The sequence below is a fragment of the Kitasatospora sp. NPDC088783 genome, assembly GCF_044750705.1.
In the GTDB taxonomy this organism is placed as follows: Bacteria; Actinomycetota; Actinomycetes; order Streptomycetales; family Streptomycetaceae; genus Kitasatospora; species Kitasatospora fiedleri.
Genome location: NZ_JBIVKJ010000001.1, coordinates 809,586 through 822,665, shown reverse-complemented (window position 1 = coordinate 822,665; position 13,080 = coordinate 809,586). Strand labels below are relative to the sequence as shown.

General features: G+C 70.0%; 8 protein-coding genes. 1 reads left to right on the top strand and 7 read right to left on the bottom strand.

Annotated features, from left to right (window positions below; genetic code table 11):
- Window positions 1-40 precede the first annotated feature (40 nt).
- The 7 genes from ACIP60_RS03595 to adhP all read right to left on the bottom strand — a co-directional run bounded on the left by ACIP60_RS03595 (window position 41) and on the right by adhP (window position 11,823).
- Complete coding sequence (locus ACIP60_RS03595) at window positions 41-1,624, bottom strand: glycoside hydrolase family 13 protein (protein WP_400679574.1); 1,584 nt, start codon at window positions 1,622-1,624, stop codon at window positions 41-43.
- 32 nt (window positions 1,625-1,656) lie between these two features.
- Complete coding sequence (locus ACIP60_RS03590) at window positions 1,657-2,526, bottom strand: carbohydrate ABC transporter permease (protein ID WP_282203573.1); 870 nt, start codon at window positions 2,524-2,526, stop codon at window positions 1,657-1,659.
- Window positions 2,527-2,535: 9 nt separating this feature from the next.
- Window positions 2,536-3,402: a carbohydrate ABC transporter permease gene (locus ACIP60_RS03585; RefSeq protein WP_100839318.1), complete on the bottom strand. Its 867-nt coding sequence runs from the start codon at window positions 3,400-3,402 to the stop codon at window positions 2,536-2,538.
- 63 nt (window positions 3,403-3,465) lie between these two features.
- A complete protein-coding gene (locus ACIP60_RS03580) occupies window positions 3,466-4,866 on the bottom strand; it encodes an extracellular solute-binding protein (RefSeq protein WP_400679570.1) in 1,401 nt (466 codons plus the stop codon).
- A gap of 325 nt (window positions 4,867-5,191) precedes the next feature.
- Complete coding sequence (locus ACIP60_RS03575) at window positions 5,192-9,490, bottom strand: discoidin domain-containing protein (protein ID WP_400679567.1); 4,299 nt, start codon at window positions 9,488-9,490, stop codon at window positions 5,192-5,194.
- A gap of 202 nt (window positions 9,491-9,692) precedes the next feature.
- A complete protein-coding gene (locus ACIP60_RS03570) occupies window positions 9,693-10,706 on the bottom strand; it encodes a LacI family DNA-binding transcriptional regulator (RefSeq protein ID WP_100839321.1) in 1,014 nt (337 codons plus the stop codon).
- A gap of 103 nt (window positions 10,707-10,809) precedes the next feature.
- Window positions 10,810-11,823, bottom strand: a complete 1,014-nt coding sequence (gene adhP, locus ACIP60_RS03565; protein ID WP_400679563.1) for an alcohol dehydrogenase AdhP — start codon at window positions 11,821-11,823, stop codon at window positions 10,810-10,812.
- A gap of 243 nt (window positions 11,824-12,066) precedes the next feature.
- Here adhP and ACIP60_RS03560 point away from each other — a divergent pair, with 243 nt between their 5' ends.
- Window positions 12,067-12,978, top strand: coding sequence for a PAC2 family protein (locus ACIP60_RS03560; RefSeq protein ID WP_100839323.1), 912 nt, complete (start codon window positions 12,067-12,069; stop codon window positions 12,976-12,978).
- The last annotated feature ends 102 nt before the right edge of the window (window positions 12,979-13,080 follow it).

The following is a 13,080-nucleotide window of genomic DNA, read 5'->3' as shown; positions in this document are numbered from 1 at the left end:
TCGCGCCCCTGGTTTCGCGTCTGCCGTCCTGCTCCAGGTGTTACCTGAGCCAGACCGCCGTGTCGGTGGGGAGGTGGCCGTCGGTCAGTTCGCCGGAGGCCAGCAGGATCTCGCCGTCGAGCGGGAGCGGCGAGGTGGAGAGGTTGACCAGGCAGCGGACGTCGCCGCGGCGGAAGGAGAGGACACCTGCGGGGGCGTCCTCGGCCCAGGCGAACTCGCCGCGCAGTTCGCGGCGCAGCCGGATGCCCTCGCGGTAGAGGGTGAGCATGGAGGACGGGTCGCCGTGCTGGGCCTCGACGGTGAGCGGGGCCCAGTCGAGGGGCTGCGGGAGCCAGGGGTCCTTGCCGTCGCGGGTGAAGCCGTAGGGCGGGTGGGTGCCGCTCCAGGGGATCGGGACGCGGCAGCCGTCGCGGCCGGGGTCGGTGCCGCCGGAGCGGAAGTGCATCGGGTCCTGGAGGGTGTCCAGCGGGAGGTCCTCGACCTCGGGCAGGCCGAGTTCCTCGCCCTGGTAGAGGTAGAGCGCGCCGGGCAGCGCCATGCTGAGCAGGGCGGCGGCGCGGGCGCGGCGGCGGCCGAGGTCGAGGTCGGTGGGGGTGCCGAAGGACTTGGTGGCGAACTGGAAGCGGGTGTCCTCGCGGCCGTAGCGGGTGACGGTGCGGGTGATGTCGTGGTTGGCGAGCACCCAGGTCGCGGGGGCGCCGACGGGGGCGTGCGCGGCGAGGGTGGTGTCGATGGACTCGCGCAGCGCGGCGGCGTCCCAGGGGCGGGCCAGGAAGTCGAAGTTGAACGCGGTGTGCATTTCGTCCGGGCGCAGGTAGCGGGCGAAACGCTCGGCGTCGGGGACCCAGATCTCGCCGATCAGGACGCGTGGCGGGCTGTAGGAGTCGGCGACGGCGCGCCAGCTGCGGTAGATGTCGTGCAGGTCGTCGCGGTCGACGTAGGGGTGCGGGCGGCCGGGTTCGACGTCGGCGAGGTCGGGGTCCTTGGTGAGCAGGCCGGCCGAGTCGATCCGGACGCCGGCGGCGCCGCGGTCGAACCAGAACCGGAGGATCTCCAGGTGCTCCTCGCGGACGGCGGGGTGGTCCCAGTTGAGGTCGGGCTGGGCGGCGGCGAACAGGTGCAGGTACCACTGGCCGTCGGGCAGCCGGGTCCAGGGGCAGCCGCCGAACTCGGACTTCCAGTCGTTGGGCGGGAGTTCGCCGTCCTCGCCGCGGCCCTCGCGGAAGTGGAACAGGTCGCGCTCGGGGCTGCCGGGGGCGGCGGCGAGGGCGGCCCGGAACCAGGGGTGCTGGTCGGAGACGTGGTTGGGGACGATGTCGACGATGGTGCGCAGGCCGAGCTGCTGGGCCTCGTCGATGAGCAGTTCGGCCTCCTCCAGGGTGCCGAAGACCGGTTCGACGCCGCGGTAGTCGGCGACGTCGTAGCCGCCGTCGGCCATCGGGGAGGGGTACCAGGGGTTGAACCAGATCGCGCCGACGCCCAGTTCGGCCAGGTAGGGCAGGCGGGCGCGGACCCCGGCGAGGTCGCCGACGCCGTCGCCGTTGCCGTCGGCGAAGGAGCGGGGGTAGACCTGGTAGATCGCGGCGTCGCGCCACCACTCGGGGGTCGCGGGCTGATGTGCCACGGCGGGTTGTCCTTTCGGGAGGTGACGGAGCGTCAGCCCTTGACGGAGCCGGCGGTGAGGCCGGACATGATGTTGCGCTGGAAGATCAGGAAGAACACGACGGTCGGCGCGGAGGCGATGGCCAGCGCGGCGATGATCACGTTCTGCGGGACGCCGGTGGAGAGCGAGGTGATGCCGATGTTGAGGGTCTGGTTCTTCGGGTCGGTCTGCACCAGCAGCGGCCAGAGGAAGTCCTTCCAGACGTTGACCACGGCGAAGATGGAGACCACGCCGAGGATCGGCCGGGACATCGGCAGGACGATCGACCACAGGGTGCGGATCGGGCCCGCGCCGTCGACCGAGGCGGCGGCCAGCAGCTCGTTCGGGATGGAGTCGAAGAAGCGCTTCAGCAGGAAGATGTTGAAGGCGTTGGCGACGGTGGGCAGCCAGATCGCCCAGGGGGTGTTGACCAGGTTGACGTGCAGCAGCGGCAGGTCGAGCACGGTCAGGTACTGCGGGACGATGAGCACCGCGGAGGGGATCATCAGGGTGGCCAGCATCATGCCGAGGATGACGTTGCCGAGCACCGGGCGCAGCTTGGAGAGCGCGTAGGCGGCGGCGACGTCGAAGACCAGCTGGAAGGCGAGCGCGCCGAACGCGTAGTAGAGCGTGTTGAACAGCAGCCGGCCCATCCGCATCTTCGACCACGCTTCACCGTACGTGTCGAAGTGGAGGGACGTGGGGAAGAGCGTCGGCGGGTTCTGGATGACTTCCTGGGTGGTCTTGAGTCCGCCGGTGACCAGCCAGTAGAGCGGGCCGAGGAAGACCAGGGTGAAGCCGACCACGACGACGGTCAGGACGGTCCAGTAGGCGATCTTCCCGCCGCGGCGGTTGAGCTGGGTGTCGGATATCAGGGTGCGCACGGCGGCCTCCTAGTCGTTGTCCCGGGACAGCCGCACGTACACCGCGGAGAAGGCGGCGAGGACGAGCAGCAGGACCAGGCCGAGCGCCGAGGCGGCGCCGTAGTTGTTGAAGTTGAACGCGTACTGGTAGATCAGGTTGACCACGGTGGTGGTGGAGCCCTGCGGGCCGTTGCCGCCGGTGAGCAGGTAGGGCTCGACGAAGACCTGCATGGTGGCGACGATCTGGAGCAGCAGGAGCAGCGAGAGGATCAGCCTGGTCTGCGGGATGGTGACGTGCCAGATCCGGCGGAAGAGGCCGGCGCCGTCGAGTTCGGCGGCCTCGTACAGCTCGCCGGGGATGGTCTGCAGCGCGGCCAGGTAGATCAGGGTGGCGCCGCCCATGTTCATCCAGGTCGCCGCGATGACGACCGAGATCATCGCGGTGTCGGCGGAGTTGAGCCAGGCCGAGGTCGGCAGGTGCAGGAAGTGCAGGATGCTGTTGAAGAGGCCGTAGCCGGGGTCGTAGAAGTACTTGAACAGCAGCACGGAGGCCACCGGCGGCATCATCACCGGCAGGTACACCAGCACTCGCAGGTAGCCCTTGGCGTGCCGTAGTTCGTTCAGGACGATGGCGACCGCGAAGGGGACCGCGAAGCCCAGCACGAGGGCGAGCACGGTGAACAGCAGGGTGTTGCGCCAGGCCTGCCAGAACGCCGGGTCCTGGGTCAGCAGGTGCAGGTTGTCCAGGCCGACCCAGCGGGTGTGGCCGCGCTTGGTGCGCTGGAAGCTCATCACGATCTCGCGGATCATCGGGTACCACGAGAAGAGGGCGAAGCAGAGCAGCGCGCCGAGCAGGAAACCGTGCGCGGTGATGTTTCGGCGCAGTGTTTGCCGCATGGGTGTCTCCGAGGGGGGAATCGGGGCCGGGGCCGGCCTGTGCGGCCGGCCCCGGTCGGGGTGTTACTGGAGGCTCGCCAGGACCTGGTTGACCTGGGTCTCGGCGTCGGAGAGGAGCTTGTCGACGCTGGCGTTCTTGTCGGTCAGGACACCGGAGACGGCGTTGTCCAGGACCTTGTAGATCTGCTGGGCGTTGGCGGGCTCGGTCTTGCCGGGGACCGCGGTGTTGATGAACGGCGCGTAGTTGGCGACCGGGACGGTGGCGTCGGCGGCCTTGGCCTTGTTGTCGGCCTCCAGGCTGGCGCCGGTGAAGAAGGCGGGCTGCGGCAGGCCGACCGGCAGGCCGTCGGCCTTGTTCCGGGAGTACTGGAACTGGCCCTTGCCGATGGTCAGGTACTTGAAGTTGATCCAGGCGATGCCGGCCTTGATCTGGTCCGGGGTGGACCCCTTCTTGAAGATGTAGTCGTTGCCGCCGAGCAGGGCGCCCTTGCCGCCGATCATCGGGCCCATGCCGTAGTCCTCGTACTTGCCCTTGAGGGTCTGGACCATGTACGTGATGTCGTCCGGGGCGCCGATGTACATGCCGAGCTTGTCGGAGGACATCTGGGTCATCAGGTCGGGCCACTTGAGGCCCTGGGTGGCGCCCATCGAGTTGTCGGTCCAGCGCATGTCGTACAGGTTCTGCAGGACCTGCTTGCCCTCGGGGGTGTTGAAGGCGGCCTTCTTGCCGTCCTCGGTGGTCATCGAGCCGCCGAGGCCGTAGAGCTCGGCGGTGAAGTGCCAGCCGCCCTGGTTGGTGGCGCTGTAGTCGCCGTAGCCGTTGACGCCGTTGCCGAGCGCGGCGATCTTCTTGGCGGCCGCGCGGACCTCTTCCCAGGTCGTCGGCGGCTTGTCCGGGTCCAGGCCGGCCTGGGTGAAGAGCTTGCGGTTGTAGAGCAGGCCCATCTTGTAGTTCGAGGTGGGCAGGCCGTACAGCTTGCCGTCCGACTTGAGGGTGGCCATCACCGACGGGTCGATGTCCTTGAGCGCCGGGACGCTCTTGTCGTTGACGTAGGCGCTGATGTCCTCGGCGCCGTCGGCGTCCAGGATCTGGTTCAGGTCGGTGAAGTAGCTGTAGTAGACGTCGGTCTGGGTCTTGCCCTTGAGCTGGGCGGTGAAGGCCGGCGGCTCCTCGCAGGGCGTGGCGTCCTTCGAGTTGACGGTGACGTTCGGGTACTGCTGGTTGAACGTCTTGATGTCGTCTTCCCACTGCTTGCGCTCGGCGGCCTTGGTGACCGGGGGCTCGCAGTCGATCGAGATGGTGACCTTGGTGTTCGGGTCGAGCGGCGCCGCGGCGTCCGCGTTGCCTCCCTTGCTGCCGCTGTCCGAGGAGCCCGAGCTGGACGAGCAGGCCGCGGCGGTGAGCGCCAGGCCGGCCGCGGCGACCAGGGCGACGGATCTGCGGAGGAGCCGGTCACGGTTCATGGGGGGTGGTCCCTTTCGAGCACAGGAGGGCAGCGCGCAGCAGACGGCAGGCGCCATGGAAGCCCGTTGGTTTGCGGTGGGGATGTGCCGACTACTTAAGCAGTCGCCGCCAGGTTGCCACAAGATGTCGACGGTATTTCGCAAAAACGTGACTTTCGCTTGCGCGGACCGTGACATAGCGACTCCAGGAACGCGTCAGCGGCCCGCAACGGCCCCACAGGGGGGCGTCACGGGCCGCCGGTGCGCAGCCGGGCTGCGAGCACGCCGGGACGGGGCACGGCGGCTGTCAGGGGCCGTGTGCGCCCCGTCCCGGGGCAGGGGGGTCCTACGGGTTGACGGTGATGTGCAGCGTCGAGGTGGTGTTCTGGATGTCCTTGTAGTTGTTGCTCAGGGTCAGGTGGTTGAAGGTGACGTCACCGACCGCCGGGCCCTGGCCCGCCTCCGGCATCTCGTTGGCCCACAGGCCGTAGCCGGACTTGGCGTCGAAGGCGTCGCCGCTCTTCTGCGCCCCGGTGATCGAGACGTTGGTGAAGACGGTGTCCTTGATCGGGTTCTGCGGCTGACCGCCCACGTAGTTGGTCTGGAACATGATGCCGCTGTAGGTGGGGTCGACGATGTCCACGTCGCTCACCCGGATGCCCTGGAACACCTTGGAGGCGGAGAACACCCAGATCGCCGGGAAGACCTGCGAGCCCCAGAAGTGGCCGCCGGCCCGCACGATCGAGATGTTCTGCAGGTTGGTCGGGTCCGTGCCGAAGCCGTTCATGGCGTAGCCGAAGTCCAGCGAGGAGATCGTCACGCCCGAGTAGCAGAGGGTGTCCGCGATGTAGATGTTGCGGAAGGTGTTGGCGTAGCCGCCGTACACCGCGATGCCCGCCGCGCGCCAGGTCAGGATCGAGGTCAGGTTCTGGAACACGTTGTTCTTCTCGTCCGCGCCGCCCGCGTCGATCGCGGAGAACAGCGCGAAGGAGTCGTCACCGGTGGCCCGGGCCTCGTTGTTGGAGACCAGGTTGTCGGTCGAGCCGTTGGTCATGTTGATGCCGTCGGCGAAGGTGTCCCGGATCCGCGAGTTGGTGATCGTCATGAAGTCCGTGTTGGCACCCCAGTACATGCAGACCATGTGCTCGGTCCAGATGTTGTCGATCGTGATGTTCGCGACGTTGGCGAAGTCGAACACCTTGCCGGGGCCGTCGATCCGCGAGGTGTAGTTGCCGAAGTAGGCGAACCCGCTGAAGGTCGAGCCGTTGGCGGTGGCCTCGGCCCGGAAGCCGACGTCGGTGTTGGACTGGCTGGTCGGGGCGTAGAAGCGGGTGAACCACGGGCCCGCGCCGACGACCTTCACCGGCTTGCCGTAGACCTGGAACTTGTTCGCGGTCTGGTAGTCGCCGGCCGGGAGGTAGACGCCGACCAGGGTGCCGGTGGTGTCCATCCGGACCTTGTCCAGGGCCGCCTGCACGTCGCCCTGCGCGAAGCCGGTCGGGACCACGTACTTGGCCGGGTCCGGGTTGGCGACCTGGGTGGCCTGCTCCAGGCTGACGAAGTCGATCGCGTACTGCGAGGTGTTCGCCGAGTCCTTCTGCAGCTTGATCTTGTGACCGGCCGGGACGGTGGTGCCCAGCAGGACGTTGGCCTCGTCGTAGATGTGCCGCGGGCTGCCGGCGCTCGGGCCGTTGCCCGGGGCGGTCTCGGAGCCGTACAGCCAGGCGTACTTGGAGGTCAGGTCGATCGCCTTGAGGAAGGTGCCGTCGACGTAGACGTTCAGGGTGGCGTTGGTGCCGTCACCGCCGGCCGCGTCCGGGATGGAGAACCGGGTGACCAGGGTGTTGGTCGCGGCCTTGGTGGTGAACTCCACCGAGGAGCCGGTGGTGTTCAGCGTGACGGCCTTGCGGCCGGACGCCTCGCCCGCCACGTCGCCGATGGTGCGGTTGGGGCCGACCACCTGGGCGCCGCCGGCCAGCACGCCGTCCTCGGCCTCGTAGTTGTCGAACGGCAGGTTGGCGCCGCGGCCGACGTACAGGGACTGGGTGGAGGTGTTGTTGGTCTGCTTGACCGGCAGCTCGTTGCCGTCGTTGGCGATCACCGTCTTGACGGTGTAGCGGCCGTTGGCGGCGGTCCAACTGCCCAGCGAGACCGGGCTGCTGGTGGCGCCGGGGGCGAGCGTGCCGCTGTACGCGCCGGTCAGGGTCTTCAGCACGGTGCCGGTGGTGGCGTCCGAGACGGTCACCGTGATGCCGTGGCTGCCGGAGGCGCTGGCCACCGTGCCCTGGTTCTTGACCGCGACGGTGAAGTTCACCGCGCTGCCGTTCGCCGGGTTGGAGGGCGACCAGGTCGAGGGGGCGGCGACCAGGTCGGAGGAGGCGACCTGGTTGACCGTCAGCGGGCCCGCGGCGGTGAACGAGTTGTTGGTCTCGTCCTGCTCGATGACCTTGTTGTCCTCGTCGACCTTCGCGGTCAGCTGGTAGCTGCCCGCGTTCTGCGCCGGGATCTGCGCGGAGACGGTGGTGGAGGCACCGGCCGCGAGGGCGCCGACGTTGGCCGAGCCGACCTTGGTGGCGCCGAGGTAGAAGTTCACCGAGGTGGCGCCGGAGGCGTTGGTGCCGGTGTTCTTCACCACCGCCGACAGGGTCGGGGTGTCGGTCTCCACGGGGGTGGCCGGGTTGCTGCTCACCGAGGTGACGGTCAGGTCCGGGTTGGGGGCCGGGACGCCGATCACCTGGAACTCGGCGGCCTGGGCGCCGCTGGAGCCGGAGTTGGTGGTGAACTTCAGCTGCACGTCGGCGACGGTCGCGCTCACCGGGATGGTGACGGTGTTGCCGCTCGCCGGGTCGAAGCTGTAGCTCTTGGCCGCGACCAGCGTGCTGAAGCCGCTCGCGCTCTGCTCGCGGCCGTCCACCTCGATGGTCTGGGTGCGGGCGCCCCACGCCGAGCCCGGGTTGAGCTTGACCACGACCGCGCTGGTGGTCGCGTTCGCGCCCAGCTTCACCGCGAGGGTGCTCGGGTAGCTGCCCGCCGCGCTCTCCCAGTAGGTGGAGGTGTCGTTGTCGTTGGCGTTGGTCGCCACGAAGGTGAAGGTGGACGAGGAGGCCGTGATCGGCTTGCCCGCCGCCAGGTTGGTGCCCGTCCCGGTGCCGGTGCCGGTGCGCACCACGGTGTTGGAGGCCGCGGACTGGTTGCCCGCCGCGTCCTTCGCCTTCACGTAGTACGAGACGGTCGCGGTGTCCGGCTGGCTGTCGGTGTACGTCAGGGTGGTGCCGTTGACGCTGCCGCGCAGCGCGCCGTTGGCGTACACGTCGTAGCCGGTGACGCCCGTGTTGTCACTGGCCGCGCCCCAGGTCAGCTTGACCTGGCCGGAGGCCGGCGAGGTGTACGCCAGGTTGGACGGGGCGCTGGGGGCCTGGGTGTCGCCGCCCTGGCCGGTGCGGGTGACGGTGTTGGAGGCCGCGGACTGGTTGCCCGCCGCGTCCTTCGCCTTCACGTAGTACGACACCGTGGCGCTGTCCGGGCGGCTGTCGGTGTAGGTCAGGGTGGTGCCCGACACCGAGGTGAGCAGCGCGCCGTTGGCGTAGACGTCGTAGCCGGTGACGCCCGTGTTGTCACTGGCCGCGTTCCAGGTCAGCTTGATCTGGCCGGAGGCGGGCGAGGTGTAGGCCAGGTTGGACGGGGCGCTGGGGGCCTGGGTGTCGCCGGAGGTCGGGCCGTACGCCTCGAACTCGGAGAGCTGGCCGGCCGGCCAGGCGGTGTTGCCGGTGAAGGTCAGCCGCAGGTACCGGGTGGTGGTGGTCGACAGGTTGACGGTCACCGCGTTGCCGGCGGCCGGGTCGAACACGTAGCCGGCCGAGGCCACCAGGTCGGTGAAGTTGCTGCCGTCGGTGGAGCCCTGGACCTTGAGCGTCTCGGTGCGCTTCTCCCAGCCGGCCGGCAGCTTGAGCACCAGCTTGTTGACCGGGACGGCCGAGCCGAGGTCGCCCTGGACCCACTGCGGGAAGGCGTTGTTGGCGCTCTCCCAGTAGGTGGCCTGGTTGCTGTCGCCGACGTTGCCGGCCACGTAGGTCTGCGAGTACCCGCTGGCGGTGAAGGTGCGGCCGGCCAGCAGGTTCGCGGAGGCGGAGGTGGCGCCGTAGACCTCGAGCTCGGAGACCTGGGCGGACTGCCAGCCGGTGTTGGCGGTGATGTTGACCCGCACGTACCGGGCGGTGGTGGCCCCGAAGGAGATCGTCGCCTTGTCGCCGGAGGCCGGGTCGAAGGTGTAGTTCGCCGAGGCGGTGATGGTGGAGAAGTTGCTGCCGTCGGTGGAGCCGAGCACGCTGAGCGTCTCGGTCCGGGCGCCCCAGGAGCCGGGGACCTTGAGCACCACCGTGTCGACGGAGGCCGCCGAGCCCAGGTCGACCTGGACCCACTGCGCGGAGGCGAGGCCGTTGGACTCCCAGTAGCTGTCCTGGCTGCCGTCGTTGACGTTGCCGGCGCCGAACGTGCCGTTGGTGCTGGAGGCGGTGACGGCCTTGCCGAGGGCCAGGTTCGGCCCTCCCGCCGCCTGTGCCGCCGGGAGCAGGGGCCCGGCGAGCAGAAGCATTCCCAGCGTGGCCGACGACGCCGTCAGCCGCGCGGTTATGCGCTTCGATCTCATGACGTCCCTTCATAAGGTCGAGAAGATGACAATCTTCTGTCCATCTTTTGCGTGATGGCAGCCAAGAGTTACAGCGACGCTACGAGCATGTCAACGGATCGGTCCAAGCGTGCGCATACGAAAAGCGGGCGGGCACCGAAGTGCCCGCCCGCTCGGCGGTCCTGTCGTGACGCCCCGTCAGGGGCCCGCTACCTGCCGCTGATCAGCTCCGCTCGCGGGCCGGCGCGGTCGAGCCGCGCACCACCAGCTCGGGCTCGAACAGCAGCTCGTCGTGGGTGACCCGGACCCCGGCGATCTCGCCGACCAGCAGGTCCACCACGGCCCGGCCCATCGCCTCGATCGGCTGCCGGACGGTGGTCAGCGGCGGGTCGGTGCACATCATGAACGAGGAGTCGTCGTACCCGACCACCGACACGTCGTCCGGCACCGCGAGCCCGGCCCGGCGCACCGCGCGGACCGCGCCCAGGGCCAGCGGGTCGCTCGCGCAGACCACGCCGGTGACGCCCTGGCGCAGCAGCCGGGTGGTGGCCGCCTGGCCGCCCTCCAGGCTGAACAGCGCCCGCTCGACGTGCTGCTCCGGCAGCTCCAGGCCCAGCTTGGCCACCACGGCCCGGGCCGCGGCGAGCTTGCGCTGCGAGGGCATGTGGTCCAGCGGGCCGAGCACCAGGCCGATCCTGGTGTGCCCCAACTGGCGCAGGTGGCCGAAGGCCTGCTCGACCGCCACCGCGTCGTCGCAGGAGACCCGGGGGAAGTCCAGGTGGTCGATCGCCGCGTTCAGCAGCACGGTGGGCAGGCTGCGCTCGGCCAGCCGCTGGTAGTGGTCGTGCGGGGCGTCGCCCTGGGCGTAGAGGCCGCCGAAGAACACCACGCCGGAGACGTGCTGCTCCAGCAGCAGGTCGACGTAGTCGGCCTCGGAGACCCCGCCCGCGGTCTGGGTGCACAGCACCGGCGTGAACCCCTGGCCGGCCAGCGCGCCGCCCACCGCCTCGGCGAACGCCGGGAAGATCGGGTTGCCCAACTCCGGCAGGACCAGCCCGATCAGCCGGGCCCGCTCCCCGCGCAGCTGGGTGGGCCGCTCGTAACCGAGCACGTCGAGGGCGGTGAGAACGGCCGCCCTGGTCGCTTCGGAGACACCGGGCTTCTCGTTCAGCACCCGGCTGACGGTCGCCTCGCTGACCCCGACCTTCTTCGCCACCTCGGCAAGTCGTCGTGTCATGTGCCGAGTGTACGACAGAAAACGCAAGCGGCTTGCGTGGATTTGCAGAAGAGGACGGACCCGATCGGGTCCGTCCTCCCCGGGGCCGGAGCCCGTCGCCGGGTCAGCGCAGGTCGAACACCAGCCGGGCCGAGACCTTGCCCGCGAGCACCTCCGCGAAGCAGGAGTTGACGTCCTCCAGCTTCCGGGTCTCCCGGATCACCTCCGTCCTGCCCAACTGGTGCAGCCGGAACACCTCCGCCAGGTCCTGCCGGGTGCCGACGATCGAGCCGATCACCTTCGTCCCGTTCAGCACCGTGTCGAAGACCGGCAGGGTCAGCTCGCCCTCGGCGGGCAGGGCGACCAGGACCAGGGTGCCGCCGCGGCGCAGCGAGTCGTAGGCGGCCCGGAACGAGGCGTTGGAGACGGCCAGCGAGATCGCCGCGTCCGCGCCGCCGAGCTTCCGCACCTCGTGCGCGACGTCCTGGGTGCGGGCGTTGAGGACGTGGTCGGCGCCGAGTCGCTCCGCCAGCCTCAGCTTGTCGTCGGTGATGTCGACGGCGACCGTCTCGGCGCCGAAGATCCGGGCGTACTGCAGCGCCAGGTGCCCGAGGCCGCCGATCCCGGAGACCAGCACCCGGGTGCCGGGGCGGGCGCCGGAGAGCTTCACCGCCTTGTACGTGGTGACGCCCGCGCAGGACAGCGGGGCGGCGTCCATCGGGTCCACCCCGTCCGGCACCGGGACCACGTAGTCGCCGTGCGCCAGCGCGTACTGGGCGTAGGCGCCGTCCACCGAGTAGCCGGAGTTGTGCTGGTCGGGGCAGAGCGTCTCCCAGCCGCTCACGCAGTAGTCGCACCGGCCGCAGGCGTCGGCCAGCCACGGGATCGCCACCCGCTCGCCGACCTCGACGTGCCGGACCTCCGGGCCGGCCGCCTCCACGATGCCGACGCCCTCGTGGCCGGGCACGAACGGCGGGGACGGCTTGACCGGCCAGTCGCCGTGCGCGGCGTGGATGTCGGTGTGGCACAGGCCGGAGCACTCGATCCGCACCAGCACCTGGTGCGGTGCCGGGGCGGGCACCTCGCGCTCCTCGATCTCCAGCGGCTCGGTGAAGTCCCGGACGACGGCTGCCTTCATGTCCTTCTCTCCTCGCGGTGCTGAGCGGTTCCGACGGGTCGCACTCCCCCGCCCCAGCCTGCTGGTTCCCCGTTCGAACCGCGAACGGACGCGCCGCCGCGGGCACCGGTCGGGCCGGTCGGCGGACACCACTACGCTTGGCACCCGCCACCCGGCCCACGGCGGCATTCAATGCCCGTAGGCTGGGCAGTAAGGGACCACGGGGGCGGCAGAGCCCCCGCCACTGACGGAGGGAAACGCCGGGTGATCGAGCTGGAAGACCTTCCCGAGTTGATCGACCCGGTGATGATCTGCGCCTTCGAGGGCTGGAACGACGCCGGCGACGCGGCCTCCGCCGCACTCGGGCACCTCGACGAGACCTGGGGCGGCAAGGTGTTCGCCGCGCTCGACGCCGAGGACTACTACGACTTCCAGGTCAACCGGCCCACCATCTGGCTCGACGGCGGGGTCCGCCGGATCACCTGGCCCACCACCAGGCTCTCGGTGGTCCGGGTGACCGAGCCCAAGCCGCGGGACCTGGTGCTCGTCCGCGGCATCGAGCCCAGCATGCGCTGGCGCTCGTACTGCAACGAACTGCTCGGCTTCGCCCACGAGCTGGGCGTCGAACTGGTCGTCATCCTGGGCGCGCTGCTGGGCGACGCCCCGCACACCCGGCCCGTGCCGGTCTCCGGCGTCACCTCGGACGCCACGCTGGCCCGCTCGCTCGACCTGGAGGAGAGCCGCTACGAGGGCCCCACGGGCATCGTCGGCGTCCTCCAGGAGGCCTGCGCGCACGCCGGCGTCCCGGCCGTCACCTTCTGGGCCGCCGTCCCGCACTACGTCTCCCAGCCGCCCAACCCCAAGGCCACCCTCGCCCTGCTCAACAAGGTCGAGGACCTGCTCGACCTGCGCATCCCGCCGGGCGAGCTCGCCGAGGACGCCCGGGCCTGGCAGCTGGGGGTCGACCAGCTCGCCGCGGAGGACTCCGAAGTCGCCGAGTACGTCCAGCAGTTGGAGGAGGCGCAGGACACCGCGGAGCTGCCGGAGGCGTCCGGCGACGCGATCGCCCGGGAGTTCGAGCGCTACCTGCGGCGGCGCGACAACCAGGGGCCGACGGGCGAGAAGCCGATCACGGGGCACGCGACGGAGCGGCCGAAGGACGAGGACGAGGAGTAGGCGGGCCCGCAGCGTGGATCGGCCCCGGGAGGGTGGTGCCCTCCCGGGGCCGATCGTGCTGTGCGGGCGCCTGGTCGCTCGCGCGGTTCCCCGCGCCCCCGG